This is a genomic window from Erwinia sp., from assembly GCF_031978025.1.
Lineage (GTDB): Bacteria > Pseudomonadota > Gammaproteobacteria > Enterobacterales > Enterobacteriaceae > Erwinia.
In genome coordinates this window covers 1-15615 of the sequence record NZ_DALZCD010000077.1, presented here as the reverse complement: position 1 = coordinate 15615, position 15615 = coordinate 1, and the positions used below count along the sequence as shown (strand labels likewise).

Sequence of the window (15615 nt, the reverse complement as noted above, 5' to 3'; positions counted from 1 at the left end):
GCAGATGCACTGGGGAGGCGGCACTCCTACTTTTCTGAGCAAAGAGCAGATTTCCACGCTGATGGCGCTGCTGCGGCGGCACTTTGCCTTCAGCGACGAGGCGGAGCTTTCCATTGAAATCGATCCGCGAGAAATTGAAGTGGAGATGATCGACCATCTCTTTGCCGCAGGCTTTACCCGGCTGAGCATGGGCGTGCAGGATTTTAATAAAGAAGTGCAGGAAAAGGTTAACCGCGTGCAGGATGAGCAGACTATCGTCGCGCTTATCGAACGGGCAAAGCGTGTAGGCTTTAGTTCCGTTAATCTCGATTTGATTTATGGCTTACCGAAGCAGACGCCGGAAAGCTTTGCTTTTACCCTGAAAAAAGTCATCGCGCTAAACCCTGACAGGCTCAGCGTTTTTAATTATGCGCATATGCCCGAACACTTCGCCGCACAGCGGAAAATCAGAGAGGAGGATCTGCCCGATCCTCTGCAGAAACTGACCATCCTGCAACAGTCAATTGCCGCGCTGATGACGGCGGGTTACCAGTTCATCGGAATGGATCATTTTGCCAGACCTGAAGACGAGTTGGCCGTTGCCCAAAGAGAAGGCCGGCTGCATCGTAACTTTCAGGGCTACACCACGCAGGGAGAAAACGATTTGCTGGGCCTGGGCGTCTCCGCTATCAGCATGATGGGTGACAGCTACGCGCAGAACCAGAAAACGTTGAAAGACTGGTATGACGCCGTTGCTACGCAGGGTACGGCGCTCTGGCGTGGTGTGGAACTCTCACGCGACGATATCCTGCGTCGTGAGGTAATTAAAACGCTGATGTGCAATTTCTCGCTGGATTTCGCTGCCTTTGCGGCACTGGGCGTTAATTTCACCGACTACTTTGCGGAAGATTTGCCGCTGCTTGACCCGCTAATGGCGGATGGGCTGGTGGAACGTAGCGAGAAGGGCCTTCAGGTTACCGCTAAGGGGCGTTTGCTGGTAAGGAATATCTGCATGTGCTTTGATCGCTATCTGCGCCAGCAAAGGCGGTTACAGCAGTTCTCGCGGGTCATTTGATACGCCTGGCGGATAAAAAAGCCGGAAACAGCGATGTTTCCGGCTTTTTACTGCTGAATGCCGCTTTAATTAAAGAAACCCAGCATTAAGGCGCACAGGACAGCGGCCATTGCCGTCTGTGGTGGATGCGCCGCTCCCGTTTGCGCATACTGCGTCACAAAATGGATTAACGATTCCAGCATGATTTTCCTCCCGCTAACGGGTCAGAATGATACTGACTGGCATCGATGTGTAAAGCCCGGAAAGCATAAAAAACGCGCATATCGCTGTTTTTTTATGCTGTCGTTATTTACTCCATGCCCAACTCTTTTAGTTTACGGGTGAGGGTGTTGCGTCCCCATCCCAGCAGTCGGGCAGCTTCCTGCTTGTGGCCCTGCGTGTGGCGTAAAGCCGTCGTTAACAGCGTGCGCTCCATTTCCGGCTGCGCTTCTGAAAGCAGGTTTTGATGACCGGAGCGCAGCGCTCGATCGGCCCACTGCGCCAGCAGCGTTGCCCAGCTGTCAGGCAGTGACTGCAGTGGATTCTCCGGCGTGGCGGTTTCAAACAGTTCTGGCGGCAAATCCTGAATCAGCACTTCCTGACCGGCAGCCATCACCGTCAGCCAGCGGCAGGTATTTTCCAGCTGACGCACGTTACCTGACCAGTGCAGGCGGGTCAGCGCGGTTTCGGTTTCGGGATGCAGAATCTTTGCCTCCACGCCCAGCTCGCTTGCTGCAGCCTGCAGAAAATAGCGTGCCAGGCGAGGAATATCCTCGCGACGCTCTCGCAGCGGCGGCAGATGCACACGGATTACGTTCAGACGGTGAAACAGATCCTCACGGAATTTGCCTTCCTGTACCCGTAGCTCCAGATTCTGGTGGGTGGCTGCAATGATCCTGACGTCGACCTTGACCGGGGCATAACCACCCACGCGATAAAACTGACCGTCGGCCAGCACGCGCAACAGGCGGGTCTGTACGTCCAGCGGCATATCGCCAATTTCATCAAGAAACAGCGTACCGCCGTCGGCCTGCTCAAAACGTCCCTGACGGATTTGATTTGCGCCCGTAAAAGCCCCTTTCTCATGGCCGAAAAGCTCTGATTCAATCAGATCTTTGGGGATAGCCGCCATATTCAGCGCGATAAAAGGCGCTTTCGCGCGTGGACTGTGGCGATGCAATGCATGCGCCACCAGCTCTTTGCCGGTACCCGACTCGCCGTTGATCAATACGCTGATTGACGAGCGCGAGAGGCGGCCAATAATGCGAAAAACGTCCTGCATCGCCGGCGCTTCGCCGATGATATCGGTAGTCGGGCCGCTGACCGGCTGGTTGCGCGGCTGCTGCTGTTCCTGATAGTGGCTGATCGCGCGTTCTACTAACGCTACCGCTTCATCAATATCAAACGGCTTTGGCAGATAATCGAACGCACCTTGCTGATAGGCGCTGACGGCCGCGTCCAGATCGGAATGTGCCGTCATAATGATGACCGGCAGCATCGGATGACGTTGCTTGATTTGTTTCAGTAATGTCAGTCCGTCCATGCCAGGCATACGGATATCAGAAAGCAAAACGTCAGGCGTTTTGGTGGCAAGCGCGTCCAGCACCTCGCTCGCACTGTCAAACGTAGCGCAGTTTAAACCGGCCCCAGTAAGCGCGCGTTCAAGCACCCAGCGGATGGAGCTATCGTCATCGACGATCCAGACTATCCCTCGTTGCATAGAAACCTCACTGGCGAATAGGCAAATAAATGGAGAATTCGGTGTGGCCAGGCCAACTGGTAAATTCTATTTTTCCTGAATGCTGATCGATCAGGCTGCGAGCTATCGACAGCCCTAAGCCGGTGCCGCCTTCGCGGCCGCTCACCATCGGATAAAACAGCGTGTCCTGCAGCTGAGTCGGTATACCAGGGCCGTTATCTTCAATATCAATACGGGCTACCAGTCGGTAACGGACGCCGTGCAGCGTCAGCTGGAAGGCGGTGCGAGTGCGCAGCGTAATAGCACCGCCTTTGTTGCCCAGGGCCTGTAGCGCGTTACGCACTACGTTCAGCAGAACCTGTTCAATCTGATCCGGGTCATGCGGCAGTTCCGGCAGGCTGGGATCGTAATCTCTGATTAGCGTAATGTTCTCGGGCAGCTCCATCGAAACCAGGTTAACCACGCGCTCGGCGACCTGATGGATACTTTGCGTGATGTGCATGCCTGGCTGCTGCGGCCCGAGCAGGCGATCCACCAGATTGCGCAGGCGGTCGGCCTGTTCGATGATAACTTTGGTATATTCCGTCAGGGCCGGATCGGGCAGGGCTTTTGCCAACAGCTGCGCCGCGCCGCGTAATCCCCCTAAAGGATTCTTAATTTCATGCGCCAACCCGCGAACTAAATCCCGCGCGGCGACCTGTTGAGCATGCTGAATCTGTTCCTGACTGAGGCGGCGTTGATTATCCATTGGCGCCATTTCCAGCAGGATTAGCCCGTCCGGCAGCAGCTGCGCCGTTAAAGACATAATGTGCGCCCGGCTGTCCACGACCAGCGTAACTTCGCTATCGGTAAAGCCCTGGCCCGCATTCAGGCTCTCACGCATGACGGCGATATTCAGAGAAAAATAGCCCATCAAATCCGGCAGCGGCGTGCCAAAGAGTTTGCGAGAGCTTTGTGCCAGCAGTTGCTGAGCGGCGGGGTTGGCGTAATGCACCACCAGTTCACTGTCGACCAGTAATATACTGTTAATCAACGAGTTGAGTATCTGCCCGGCATCGGGCTGCATGCCTGTTGCCATAACAGCGTTCTCCTGCACTATTTTAGTGCATTATAGTCATGGAACCTGAAATTCGTCTCTCTGCACGTGGCGTTCACGGCGAAAAAAGCCCATCCGGAGATGGGCTGAAATTTCCACGGCAACAAAATTTCCGACATTCGTTACGCGACGGCTCGTACTCACCCGAATCACTAAGCCAGCCGTGGCCGCCTTAACGCGCTGAATCGCCGGATTCAGAAATTAAACGCTGTAGTACAGTTCAAACTCAACCGGATGCGGCGTCATGCGAACGCGGTCCATTTCGGCCTTACGCAGGTCGATATAAGCATCAATGGTGTCGTCGGTGAACACGCCGCCACGAGTCAGGAACTCACGATCTTCGTTCAGCGCGTTCAGCGCTTCTTCCAGCGAACCGGCTACTTTTGGAATTTCAGCTTCTTCTTCCGGCGGCAGGTCGTACAGGTTTTTATCCATCGCGTCGCCAGGATGGATCTTGTTGATGATACCGTCCAGGCCAGCCATCAGCAGCGCGGCAAAGCACAGGTACGGGTTAGCGGCCGGATCCGGGAAGCGGGCTTCAATACGACGCGCTTTCGGGCTGGCAACTACTGGAATACGGATAGAGGCAGAACGGTTACGCGCAGAGTAAGCCAGCATAACGGGTGCTTCGTAGCCCGGGACCAGACGCTTGTAGGAGTTGGTCGTTGGGTTAGACAGGGCGTTGATCGCTTTAGCATGCTTAATCACGCCGCCGATGTAGAACAGAGCCATTTCAGACAGGCCGCCGTATTTGTCGCCTGCGAACAGGTTGTTGCCGCCTTTGGACAGAGACATATGGCAGTGCATTCCGGAACCGTTATCGCCAAAAATAGGTTTTGGCATAAAGGTCGCTGTCTTGCCGAAAGCGTGCGCCACGTTGTGCACGACATATTTGTAGATCTGAATTTCGTCGGCTTTTTTGGTCATGGTGTTAAAGCGGGTAGCCACTTCGTTTTGACCTGCTGTCGCCACTTCGTGGTGGTGAGCTTCTACAACCAGACCCATCTGCTCCATGGTCAGACACATGGCAGAACGGATGTCTTGTGAAGAATCGACCGGTGGCACAGGGAAGTAGCCGCCTTTCAGACCCGGACGATGGCCTTTGTTGCCGCCTTCATATTCTTTGCCGGTGTTCCATGCCGCTTCGATATCGTCGATAGCCACGTGAGAGCCGGACGTGGTCGCACCGAAACGCACATCGTCAAACAGGAAAAATTCTGGTTCCGGGCCAAACAGCACGGTGTCCGCGATGCCGGAAGAACGCAGGAAATCTTCGGCGCGCTTGGCGATAGAGCGTGGGTCGCGATCGTAGCCCTGCATGGTGCCTGGCTCAAGGATGTCACAACGGATGATCAGGGTAGAGTCTTCAAAGAAAGGATCCAGGACAGCGGTAGTGGCATCCGGCATCAACACCATGTCGGATTCGTTAATGCCTTTCCAGCCGCCGATTGAGGAGCCGTCAAACATTTTCCCTTCTTCGAAGAAGTCAGCGTTAACCTGGTGAGCAGGAATGGTAACATGCTGCTCTTTACCTTTGGTGTCAGTGAAGCGCAGGTCAACAAATTTGACTTCATGCTCGTTCATCATCGACAGAACGTGTTCAGCGGACATACTTAACTCTCCTGGATTTTGTCATGGTTGCCGGTCAGGCACTTTACCGGTGCGCTTTGCTTATCTTGCCTGGGCGACCGATAATTAAGTTTTCTGACTGTTAATCAACCGTTGTAGAAACTGGCCTCTTTCGCTTGTTATAATCAAAGCGAAAACTATGCCAACTTTCTTAATTGATGGAAAAAGCGCTATGATGCGCCCTCTCGTGAAACGGGAGCTGCACCACGATGGACTTCGCGCACCATTATGGTGCTTTTGCGTGCGGTCAATGCACAATAATAGTGCATTTTTCTCATAAAGGGTGTTTTTTGCACCGGAAACGGCCCCGGAAGCAATCCCGAAAGTTATCTTTAATTGAAAACTGTGATCCTGTTCAGCTCTTCGATTAATCCGTGTACAATAGCGCGCTATTTCTAATGCCTGAGGCAAAGCTGTGATCGAAAATTTGCGTAACATCGCCATTATTGCCCACGTTGACCATGGTAAAACTACCCTGGTTGATAAGTTGCTGCAGCAGTCCGGGACCTTTGACGCCCGTACCGAAGCGACCGAACGCGTAATGGACTCCAACGATTTGGAGAAAGAGCGTGGGATTACCATCCTCGCAAAAAACACCGCCATTAAATGGAACGACTACCGTATCAACATCGTGGATACCCCGGGACACGCCGATTTCGGCGGCGAGGTAGAGCGTGTGATGTCAATGGTTGACTCGGTGCTGCTGGTTGTGGATGCAATGGATGGCCCTATGCCGCAAACCCGCTTCGTGACCAAAAAAGCGTTTGCTAATGGTCTGAAGCCGATCGTGGTCATCAACAAGGTTGACCGTCCTGGCGCGCGTCCTGACTGGGTTGTGGATCAGGTCTTCGATCTGTTCGTTAACCTGGACGCGACCGACGAACAGCTGGACTTCCCGGTTATCTATGCTTCCGCTCTGAACGGTATTGCTGGTCTTGACCACTCCGACATGGCCGAAGATATGACCCCGCTGTATGAAGCTATCGTGCAGCACGTTTCTCCGCCACAGGTAGAGATGGAAGCGCCGTTCCAGATGCAGATTTCCCAGCTGGACTACAACAACTATGTTGGCGTCATCGGCATCGGCCGCATCAAGCGCGGTAAAGTGAAGCCGAACCAGCAGGTTACTATCGTTGACAGCGAAGGCAAAACCCGTAACGGTAAAGTGGGTAAAGTCCTGACTCACCTGGGCCTGGAGCGTATCGACGCGACCGAAGCGGAAGCGGGCGACATCATCGCTATCACCGGTCTGGGCGAGCTGAACATCTCCGACACTATCTGTGACCCACAGAATGTGGAAGCGCTGCCTGCGCTGAGCGTTGATGAGCCAACCGTTACCATGTTCTTTAACGTCAACACCTCACCGTTCTGCGGTAAAGAAGGTAAGTTCGTTACTTCTCGTCAGATCCTGGATCGTCTGCGTAAAGAGCTGGTGCACAACGTTGCGCTGCGCGTGGAAGAGACTGAAGACGCCGATGCTTTCCGCGTTTCCGGCCGTGGTGAACTGCACCTGTCCGTTCTGATCGAAAACATGCGTCGTGAAGGCTTTGAGCTGGCGGTATCCCGTCCAAAAGTTATCTTCCGCGAAGTTGACGGTCGTAAGCAGGAGCCGTTCGAGAACGTCACCCTGGATATCGAAGAGCAGCATCAGGGCTCTGTGATGCAGGCGATGGGCGAACGTAAAGCGGACATGAAAAACATGGATCCGGATGGTAAAGGTCGCGTGCGTCTTGACTACGTGATCCCAAGCCGTGGCCTGATCGGTTTCCGTAACGAATTCATGACCATGACTTCCGGTACCGGCCTGCTGTACTCCACCTTCAGCCACTACGACGATATCCGTCCGGGCGAAGTTGGCCAGCGTCAGAACGGCGTGCTGATCTCTAACGGCCAGGGTAAAGCAGTAGCTTTCGCCCTGTACAGCCTGCAGGATCGCGGCAAGCTGTTCCTGGGTCACGGTGCAGAAGTCTATGAAGGCCAGGTTATCGGTATTCATAGCCGTTCTAACGACCTGACGGTTAACTGTCTGACCGGTAAGAAGCTGACTAACATGCGTGCTTCTGGTACGGATGAAGCGACTACGCTGGTACCTGCTATCAAGATGACGCTGGAGCAGGCGATTGAATTTATCGATGACGACGAGCTGGTGGAAGTGACCCCGCAGTCCGTACGTATCCGTAAACGTCACCTGACTGAAAACGATCGTAAACGCGCATCACGCGGCGGCAAAGAAGGCTAATCGCTTTTTTGTAAGCTGTAATACAGGGCCGGAGCTTTCCGGCCCTGTTTTTTTTCGTCGCCAGAACCTTCCTTCCAGATTTCAAAATCCCGCCCTGTTCAGCTTCTCTTTTTACCGCTAGAGTGAATACCCTACCGGAACAAATGGAGATGGCTATGCTGTATATCTTTGATTTAGGTAACGTCATTGTTGATATTGATTTCAACCGGGTTTTGGGCGTTTGGAGCGATCTGGGACGCGTGCCGCTGGCCACGCTGCAAAGCCGCTTTACGATGGACGAAAACTTTCATCGTCATGAACGGGGAGAAATCAGCGACGAAGACTTTGCCGAACAGCTTTGTGCGCAGCTGGGGCTGGCGCTGAGCTTCGAACAATTCACCGCAGGCTGGCAGGCTGTATTTGTAGACGTCAGGGCGGATACGCTTCGTATTATGAACCAGCTGCGCGCGCGCGGCGATCGGGTGGTGATTTTATCCAATACCAACCGGCTGCATCAGCGTTTCTGGCCATCGCAATACCCTGAGGTGCAAAGCGCGGCGGACAAGCTCTATCTTTCGCAGGAAATGGGGATGCGTAAGCCGGAAGCACGCATCTATCAGCAGGTACTTAGCGAAGAGGGATTCCCCGCCGACCAGGCTATTTTCTTTGACGATAATCAGGAAAATATCGACGCGGCGCAGGCGCTGGGCATTCAGAGCGTCCCCGTTTTTGACGCGACCACTATACCGGCCTTTTTCGCTAATGCGGCCGACTAACCCTTATCGACACCGTCTGCGTGCCACCTGGCGCTGGGTAAAACTGCTGTGGCAGCGTATTGATGAGGATGGCATGACGCTGCTGGCAGGGCATCTTGCCTACGTTTCGCTGCTGTCGCTGGTGCCGCTGATAGCGGTAGTGTTTGCGCTTTTCGCCGCGTTCCCGGCTTTTTCTGATATCAGCAAACAGCTCAAGGTGTTCATTTTTCAGAACTTCGTGCCATCTTCCGGCACGGTGATCCAGAGCTATCTGGAGCAGTTTGTCGCTAACGTCAATAAAATGACGGCAGTAGGCGCCTGTGGGCTGATGGTGACGGCGCTGCTGCTGATGTATTCCATCGACAGCGCGCTAAACGTTATCTGGCGCAGCAAACGTAAAAGACCCATCGTTTACTCTTTTGCCGTCTACTGGATGATCCTGACGCTCGGCCCTCTGCTGGCGGGCGCCAGCTTAGGACTCAGCTCCTACCTCCTGTCGCTGCGTTGGGCCTCAGTCAGCGGCGTCAGCGGGCTGATCGACTACGGCCTGCGTATTTTCCCGCTGCTGCTTTCCTGGCTTTCCTTCTGGCTGCTCTACAGTATCGTGCCGACGCGGCAGGTGCCCGGAAAAGATGCGCTGGTTGGTGCGCTGGTAGCGGGGCTGCTGTTTGAGTTGGGGAAAAAAGGGTTCGCGCTCTATGTTACGATGTTTCCCTCATACCAGCTTATCTATGGCGTGCTGGCGGTTATCCCTATTCTGTTTCTGTGGGTTTACTGGACATGGTGTATTGTCTTACTGGGAGCAGAGATCACCGCCTCGCTGGACGACTATCGCCAGCTCAGACAGGAAGAAGAGAAGGAAGAAAATGATTGCCTTAATTCAACGGGCGCTGAGCGCCAGCGTGACGGTAGCCGGTCAGACCATCGGTGAAATCGGCCCGGGATTGCTAATCTTACTGGGCGTGGAAAAAGGCGACGACGAACAAAAAGCGCAGCGGCTGTGCGATCGCGTTTTGGGCTACCGTATTTTCAGCGATGAGAACGGTAAAATGAACCTCAACGTACAGCAGGCGGGCGGCAGCGTGCTGGTGGTATCGCAGTTTACGCTGGCCGCCGATACGCAAAAAGGCATGCGTCCGGGCTTTTCAGGTGGTGCGGCGCCGGCGGACGCCGAGCGGTTATATGACTATTTTGTCACCTGCTGTCGCGAAAAGGGCCTTGTCGCCGAGACGGGTCGCTTTGCGGCGGATATGCAGGTAGCGCTGGTTAACGATGGGCCGGTGACGTTCTGGCTCCAGGTATGAAGCGGCCGGAAAGGCCAACGGGCGCCCCGGAAAGAGAGAACCACTTTATGTATCATCTTCGTGTACCTGAAACCGCAGAAGAGCTGGATATTTACTACCAGTTTCGTTGGGAAATGCTGCGCAAACCGCTGCGCCAGCCAAAAGGATCGGAACGGGATGCCTGGGATGCGTTTGCGCATCACCAAATGGTTGTCGATGAAAACGGTGCTCCGGTGGCGGCCGGACGACTCTATATTAATGCGGATAACGAAGCGGCTATCCGCTTTCTTGCCGTACATCCTGCCGTGCAGGGGAAAGGATTGGGCACGCTGGTCGCCATGACGCTGGAATCCGTGGCGCGTCAGGAGGGGGCCAAGCGCGTGGTGTGTAGCGCCCGAGAAGATGCCGTCGAGTTTTTTGCCAAGCTTGGCTACGTTAACCAGGGTGAAATTACCGTGCCGCAGACCACGCCGGTCCGCCACTTTTTAATGATTAAGCCGGTGATTACGCTGGACGATATTCTGCATCGGGCCGACTGGTGCGGGCAGCTGCAACAGGCCTGGTACGAGCATATTCCGCTCAGCGAAAAAATGGGCGTGCGTATTTTGCAGTATACCGGTCAAAAATTTATTACTACGATGCCGGAAACCGGTAACCAGAATCCTCATCATACGCTGTTTGCAGGAAGCCTGTTTTCGCTGGCGACACTAACCGGCTGGGGACTAATCTGGCTGCTGCTACGCGAGCGGCATTTAGGCGGCACCATCATTCTGGCAGATGCGCATATCCGCTACAGCCACCCCATCAGCGGCAGGCCAGGCGCGGTAGCGGACCTGGGATCGTTGAGCGGCGATCTGGACAGGCTGGCTCGGGGTCGCAAGGCGCGCGTGCAGCTGGAAGTGGAACTGTTTGGCAATGAGGTATGCGGCGCGGTATTTGAAGGCGTTTACATTGTCCTGCCCGCCGATCCGGATGGCCCGCTGGAGCCAGCCGGATCGAATATGCCTTAACGGCCTTTTTTCTTGCGGCCCGGCTGGGTAAAGCGCTTGCGGGAAGCCAGATTGCCCGGCGTTTTTGCGCCTTCTTTGCTGCCCTTGTCGCCGCCCTTCGGCCCGCCTGCCGGTTTCTTCACGGCGGCGGGTTTGGCTTTAGCCGGCGTTTTTTTGGCTGGCTTTGCCTCAGAGGAGGAGTCCTCGATCAGGCTGAACAGCTCGCTCAGCTCGTCTTCCGTTAAGTCGCGCCACTCGCCCAAAGGCAGCCCTTTCAGGCTGACGTTCATAATCCTTGTGCGTTCGAGCTTAGTGACCTCATAGCCAAAGTGCTTACACATGCGGCGAATTTGGCGGTTAAGTCCCTGCACCAGCGTGATGCGGAAAACGAAGGGAGCTTCCTTTTGTACTTTACACTTTAGCGTCACCGTACCCAGCATCGGCACGCCCGCGCTCATCCCCTCAATAAACTCATCCGTAACCAGTTTATTTACCGTAACCACATATTCTTTTTCGTGATTGTTTCCGGCGCGCAAGATCTTATTCACTAAATCGCCGTGATTGGTCAGAAAAATCAGGCCCTGTGAATCTTTATCCAGTCGGCCGATAGGGAAAACGCGTTTGCTGTGGTTAACGAAATCGCTGATATTATCCCGTTCGCCTTCTTCCATGGTGGTGATAATGCCAACGGGTTTATTCAGGGCAATAAAAACCAGGTCTTCTTCATCGCGCGGTTCGATAAGCTGACCGTTCACTTTCACCACGTCACCGGCAAAAACCTGCGCGCCAACGGCGGCCCGCTTGCCGTTAATAAAGACATTTCCCTGTTCGATATAGCGATCGGCGTCGCGACGAGAACAGATACCGCTCTCGCTAATGTATTTATTGAGACGAATGGATGAGTTGGTCAGCATGGTTCCTCCGTAAAAAAGCGGACTATACATTAACCGCGCTACGTTGCGAATACGGGTTAATCATATAGTCCGCTAAGGGCGGCGTTTTTACCTGCTGCTCAGATTGCCCGCCTGCACGGTTTGCTGTATCGACTTATCACCCGCCACGGCAGAAAGCGTGCCGTCAACGGACGGCTTCAGCGGCGCGTCTTTCGCCAGGCTGCCCTGCATTTTCAGGGTCAGCTCACCGTTTTCATCCAGAGGAACCGCTGGCCATCCCCAGTCCTGCAACAGATTCAGCGGCGTTTCACGGCCATGGAGTGAAAGCGTAAATGCGCGTTGCGGCTGCTGCGAAACCGTTGCCAGCCCCTCAATGATGCCGCTGCGGGGAAAGGCGCTCATCTCCGTTACGTTGATGACCTTGTCATCCGCCGTCAGGGCGAGAGAAGGGTGACGCAGATCCACACGGTTAAACGTTGCTTCCGCCGCATTAAAGCTCAGGTTGCCGCCCCAGATCCCCCATTCCCGGTCACGCACCAGCTGCAGATTGCTGCCGTTACCCTCCAGCGAGGTCATTTGAAAAGGAAAGGCCGGATCGACATCAATAATCAGGTTATGACTGACGTTCAGCTTTATCACTTCCACCGTCTGGAGCCACTCCGGCAGACGGCTCAGCCAGAATGTCCGCCAGCTTTGCGGCAGCGTGTACTCCAGCCCGGCGATAACCGCTTCATCCAGCGTCAGCTTTTTATCGCGGCGCGTCCAGTTGCCCGAAGCACGGATGACTCCGTTCACCCAGCGGGAGCTAAACTGCGTCAGCGCGATACCCTGCGGCGAAAAGCTCATATTGACGATAGGATCGTTCAGCAGCAGCGTGCCGTTCACAAAACTGCTGGCATTCATCGACAGCGAGCCGTCGTCGCTTTCCCAGCTGCCTTCACGCAGCGTCATATTTTTCAGCGCCAGATTAAGATCGGTTACTGCCCAGTCCTTCCCTTCTAACCGTGCATCGGTCACATCGACCCGCCCGAAATGCACGGCGGGCAGCGCCAGTAAAGGCTGTAAAAACCCGGCAGGCGTTTTGCTGCTTTGTAAACGCAGATTGCTCAGCCTTAACGTGCTGACTTGCCAGCTGCCCTGTTCGTCACGCTGTGCGCTGGCCGTTATCGACCCTCGCGCCACATCGGCGCCCAGATTGCTTATCACCAGCTGTTGGGGCGTAACATGGCCTTCAAGCAGGACATTACTGGCAGGTACGCCTTTAAAATTTAGCGAACCGGCACTGAACTGAAAACGGGCGTTATGGCCAATAAAGCTGGTGGCCTCAGGTTGCCACGGCATCACGCCGCCATTTACATGCTGTGCATTCAAAGGCAGCGCATTGTGATAGCTGTCAACGGCCATGTCACTTAGCTGGAAACGCTCGGCGGAAAGAGGCAGCTGACTGGTCTTATCGGTAGCCCTTAACGTGCCCTGACTGAGCACGATGCTGGCAAAATGCAGGGGCCGGGAGAACGATGCAATGCCCAACCCTAAATCGACTTTTTTTGCCACCAAAATAGCAGGTTTAGTTTTACGGCCGAACGAGACGTCATGCAGAATCAGGTGTGATGGCGTGGAAAAATTATGTTCCAGCCGGCCTACGACAAGTTGGTAAGTGCTGTGCTGGCTAAGGGTGCGACTGAGCCAGCTGGCTCCCCAGCGTGTTCCCAAAAGCAAATACACGATGATGACAATCGCCAGCAGGATAACCAGCAGCGAAAGAAGAACTTTTCCAACAGATTTCATGAGCTATCCCTGTGCGCTTTTATTAAGGGGTGTTATGCCTGATTTATGCACGAAGCTCAACCCTGGAAAGGCGGCAGAGGGCGCTCACCTCTGCCATTTACGCTACTTCTCCTGAGGGAAAAGCAAATTCAGGACGATGGCCGTAATGCCCCCAGCGGCGATACCGGAAGAAAGCAGCGTTTTCAGCCATTCTGGCGCAAATTGCAGGATCAGCGGCTGCTGTGAAACGCCCAACCCAACCGCCAGCGACAGCGCAATAATCATAATGGCCCGACGATTCAGCGGCTCGCGTGAAACGATGCGCACGCCCGAAGCGGCGATGGTGCCAAACATCACGATGGTCGCGCCGCCCAGCACCGGCTCAGGAATATGCTGTACAAAGCCACTGACCGCCGGGAAAAGTCCCAGCACGATCAGCATCAGCGCCACCACAAAACCGACATAACGGCTGGCGACGCCGGTCAGCTGGATCACGCCATTGTTCTGACCAAAACAAGAGTTGGGGAAGGTATTAAACAGCGCAGATACGCATGAATTCAGCCCGTTTGCCAGCACGCCGCCTTTCAGCCGCTTCATGTAGAGTGGCCCGCTGACCGGCTGCTCTGAAACGTCAGAAGTGGCAGTAATATCGCCGATGGTTTCCAGCGAGGTCACCATAAATACCAGCATCAGCGGGATCAGCAGATTCCAGTCGATGCCCAGCCCGTAATAAAAAGGCGTGGGTATGGCAATCAACGGCTGGGTAGCCGGGGCGTTCCCGGAGGGCAGCATATTCATCACCCAGGCCAGCAAATAACCAACGGCCATGGCGATAACCAGAGAAGCTACGCGCAAATAGGGATTACGCTGTCGGTTCAGTAAAACAATGACTAACAGCACGGCACCGGCCAGCAGCAGGTTCTTTGGTGCACCAAAGGTGTGGTCGCTCATGGCGGCAAACCCCCCGCCGATAGAGGTGAGACCGACCTGAATCAGCGACAACCCGATAATCATCACTACGATGCCGGAAACCAGCGGCGTAATGATACGGCGTGCCAGGTGCAACACGCGAGAAAGCGCCATTTCGGTAACGGAAGCCAGCATCAGTGTACCGAACAGGGCGGCCATCATCGTTGGCACGTCCGCTCCGCCGTTTTTTAACGCCATGCCCCCCATTATCAGCGGCGTGACGAAGTTAAAGCTGGTGCCCTGAATCGACAGCAGCCCCGAGCCTACCGGTCCCCAGGTTTTTATTTGCAGAACCGAGGCGACGCCGGAGGCAAACAGCGACATGCTGATAATGTGCTGTGTATCCTGTGCTGGCAGGCCCAAAGCCTGACAAATCAGCAATGCAGGCGTGATAACCGCCACAAACATCGCCAGCAAATGCTGGCAAGCGGCAAACAATGTTTGCGGCAGCGGCGGGCGATCTTCAAGGCGATAAATCAATTCACTTTTCGCAGCGGGCACAGCGCTGCGGCTGGCTTCAGAAAGATTGGCGGACATGCTCAGAGGTTCCATGGCGAACAAAGTGGCGATTTTAAGCTTCTGCACGACAAAAGCAAACGATTGCCAACCACATGGGTTAAACGCCGGACGGCAAAGCGACCCACAATTCACTAAGCTTAAGCCTCACGCCTGCGGGCCAACCAAAGGGATCTGAACATGAACATATTTATTATTGGCGCAACGGGCGGCGTAGGTCGCCGTCTGAGAAAACGGCTGGTTAAGGCGGGCCATCAGGTAACAGGGCTTTATCGCCGCGACAGTCAGATAGCCTCGCTGGAGGCCGATGGCGTTAAACCGGTCAATATCGACCTGATGAATACCAGCAGCGAAAGGCTGGCGGCGGCGATGCAGGGCTGCGAGGCCGTGGTATTTTCAGCAGGCGCCGCAGGGGCAGGCGTGGATTTAACTGACGGCATCGACGGCCGCGGGGCGCGTTTTGCTGCCGAGGCGGCCAGGCTGGCAGGCATTCAGCGCTTTCTGCTGGTCTCTGCTTTTCCGGATGCGGGAAGGGGTAAAGAACCTTCACCGGGTTTTGAGCACTATATGCAGGTAAAAAAGCAGGCCGACGTCATGCTGGCCTCCTCCTCGCTGGATTGGGTAATCTTACGGCCCGGCACGCTGGTTAACGAAGCCGGTACGGGAAAAGTCAAAGCCGGGCTGGCCATCCCTTACGGTACGGTTCCGCGAGATGATGTGGCTGCTGTTCTGCATACGCTGCTTGAACAGCCAGAAGTGAAAAGGGTC

The 15615-nt window shown here is 54.9% G+C and carries 14 protein-coding genes; 7 read left to right on the top strand and 7 right to left on the bottom strand.

Going from position 1 to position 15615, the window contains the following annotated elements:
- On the top strand, positions 1-1054 hold a 1054-nt coding region (gene hemN / locus RTK32_RS08400; protein ID WP_312043002.1), incomplete at its 5' end, for an oxygen-independent coproporphyrinogen III oxidase.
- Positions 1055-1119: 65 nt separating this feature from the next.
- Here hemN and RTK32_RS08395 read toward each other — a convergent pair.
- From RTK32_RS08395 to glnA, 4 genes are all read right to left on the bottom strand, one after another.
- Positions 1120-1236 (bottom strand): YshB family small membrane protein, encoded by a 117-nt coding sequence (locus RTK32_RS08395; RefSeq protein WP_312043001.1) that lies wholly within the window; start codon positions 1234-1236, stop codon positions 1120-1122.
- Positions 1237-1343: 107 nt separating this feature from the next.
- Entirely contained in the window at positions 1344-2753 is a 1410-nt protein-coding gene (glnG, locus tag RTK32_RS08390; protein WP_312043000.1) for a nitrogen regulation protein NR(I), read from the bottom strand.
- A gap of 7 nt (positions 2754-2760) precedes the next feature.
- Positions 2761-3810, bottom strand: coding sequence for a nitrogen regulation protein NR(II) (gene glnL, locus RTK32_RS08385; RefSeq protein WP_312042999.1), 1050 nt, complete (start codon positions 3808-3810; stop codon positions 2761-2763).
- A 219-nt stretch (positions 3811-4029) separates the two neighbouring features.
- Positions 4030-5439 (bottom strand): glutamate--ammonia ligase, encoded by a 1410-nt coding sequence (gene glnA, locus RTK32_RS08380; RefSeq protein ID WP_312042998.1) that lies wholly within the window; start codon positions 5437-5439, stop codon positions 4030-4032.
- A 433-nt stretch (positions 5440-5872) separates the two neighbouring features.
- Here glnA and typA point away from each other — a divergent pair, with 433 nt between their 5' ends.
- From typA to fabY, 5 genes are all read left to right on the top strand, one after another.
- Complete coding sequence (gene typA, locus RTK32_RS08375) at positions 5873-7696, top strand: ribosome-dependent GTPase TypA (protein ID WP_312042997.1); 1824 nt, start codon at positions 5873-5875, stop codon at positions 7694-7696.
- Between the two features lie 155 nt (positions 7697-7851).
- Positions 7852-8451 carry a glucose-1-phosphatase gene (gene yihX, locus RTK32_RS08370; RefSeq protein ID WP_312042996.1) on the top strand — a complete coding sequence of 200 codons (600 nt, stop codon included), beginning with the start codon at positions 7852-7854 and terminating at the stop codon, positions 8449-8451.
- Positions 8438-9361, top strand: coding sequence for a virulence factor BrkB family protein (locus RTK32_RS08365; protein WP_312042995.1), 924 nt, complete (start codon positions 8438-8440; stop codon positions 9359-9361). Before yihX ends, RTK32_RS08365 begins: the two co-directional genes overlap by 14 nt.
- On the top strand, positions 9297-9734 hold the full coding sequence (gene dtd, locus RTK32_RS08360; RefSeq protein WP_312042994.1) for a D-aminoacyl-tRNA deacylase: 438 nt from the start codon (positions 9297-9299) through the stop codon (positions 9732-9734). Before RTK32_RS08365 ends, dtd begins: the two co-directional genes overlap by 65 nt.
- A gap of 47 nt (positions 9735-9781) precedes the next feature.
- On the top strand, positions 9782-10723 hold the full coding sequence (gene fabY / locus RTK32_RS08355; protein ID WP_312042993.1) for a fatty acid biosynthesis protein FabY: 942 nt from the start codon (positions 9782-9784) through the stop codon (positions 10721-10723).
- Here fabY and rluF read toward each other — a convergent pair.
- The 3 genes from rluF to RTK32_RS08340 form a co-directional block, all read right to left on the bottom strand.
- Entirely contained in the window at positions 10720-11616 is an 897-nt protein-coding gene (gene rluF, locus RTK32_RS08350; protein WP_312042992.1) for a 23S rRNA pseudouridine(2604) synthase RluF, read from the bottom strand. The two genes, fabY and rluF, sit on opposite strands and share 4 nt — an antisense overlap.
- A gap of 87 nt (positions 11617-11703) precedes the next feature.
- Entirely contained in the window at positions 11704-13383 is a 1680-nt protein-coding gene (locus tag RTK32_RS08345) for an AsmA family protein (RefSeq protein ID WP_312042991.1), read from the bottom strand.
- Positions 13384-13485: 102 nt separating this feature from the next.
- Entirely contained in the window at positions 13486-14868 is a 1383-nt protein-coding gene (locus RTK32_RS08340; protein WP_312042990.1) for a uracil-xanthine permease family protein, read from the bottom strand.
- Positions 14869-15027: 159 nt separating this feature from the next.
- Between RTK32_RS08340 and RTK32_RS08335 the strand changes: the two genes are divergently transcribed.
- On the top strand, positions 15028-15615 hold a 588-nt coding region (locus RTK32_RS08335; RefSeq protein WP_312042989.1), incomplete at its 3' end, for an SDR family oxidoreductase.

Excerpts from the sequence above, each read along its gene's own strand:
- RTK32_RS08345 (WP_312042991.1), bottom strand. The coding sequence starts at position 13,383 with ATGAAATCTGTTGGAAAAGTTCTTCTTTCGCTGCTGGTTATCCTGCTG.
- RTK32_RS08395 (WP_312043001.1), bottom strand. The coding sequence starts at position 1,236 with ATGCTGGAATCGTTAATCCATTTTGTGACGCAGTATGCGCAAACGGGA.
- glnG (WP_312043000.1), bottom strand. The coding sequence starts at position 2,753 with ATGCAACGAGGGATAGTCTGGATCGTCGATGACGATAGCTCCATCCGC.
- fabY (WP_312042993.1), top strand. The coding sequence starts at position 9,782 with ATGTATCATCTTCGTGTACCTGAAACCGCAGAAGAGCTGGATATTTAC.
- RTK32_RS08365 (WP_312042995.1), top strand. The coding sequence starts at position 8,438 with ATGCGGCCGACTAACCCTTATCGACACCGTCTGCGTGCCACCTGGCGC.
- yihX (WP_312042996.1), top strand. The coding sequence starts at position 7,852 with ATGCTGTATATCTTTGATTTAGGTAACGTCATTGTTGATATTGATTTC.
- glnA (WP_312042998.1), bottom strand. The coding sequence starts at position 5,439 with ATGTCCGCTGAACACGTTCTGTCGATGATGAACGAGCATGAAGTCAAA.
- RTK32_RS08340 (WP_312042990.1), bottom strand. The coding sequence starts at position 14,868 with ATGTCCGCCAATCTTTCTGAAGCCAGCCGCAGCGCTGTGCCCGCTGCG.
- dtd (WP_312042994.1), top strand. The coding sequence starts at position 9,297 with ATGATTGCCTTAATTCAACGGGCGCTGAGCGCCAGCGTGACGGTAGCC.
- glnL (WP_312042999.1), bottom strand. The coding sequence starts at position 3,810 with ATGGCAACAGGCATGCAGCCCGATGCCGGGCAGATACTCAACTCGTTG.
- rluF (WP_312042992.1), bottom strand. The coding sequence starts at position 11,616 with ATGCTGACCAACTCATCCATTCGTCTCAATAAATACATTAGCGAGAGC.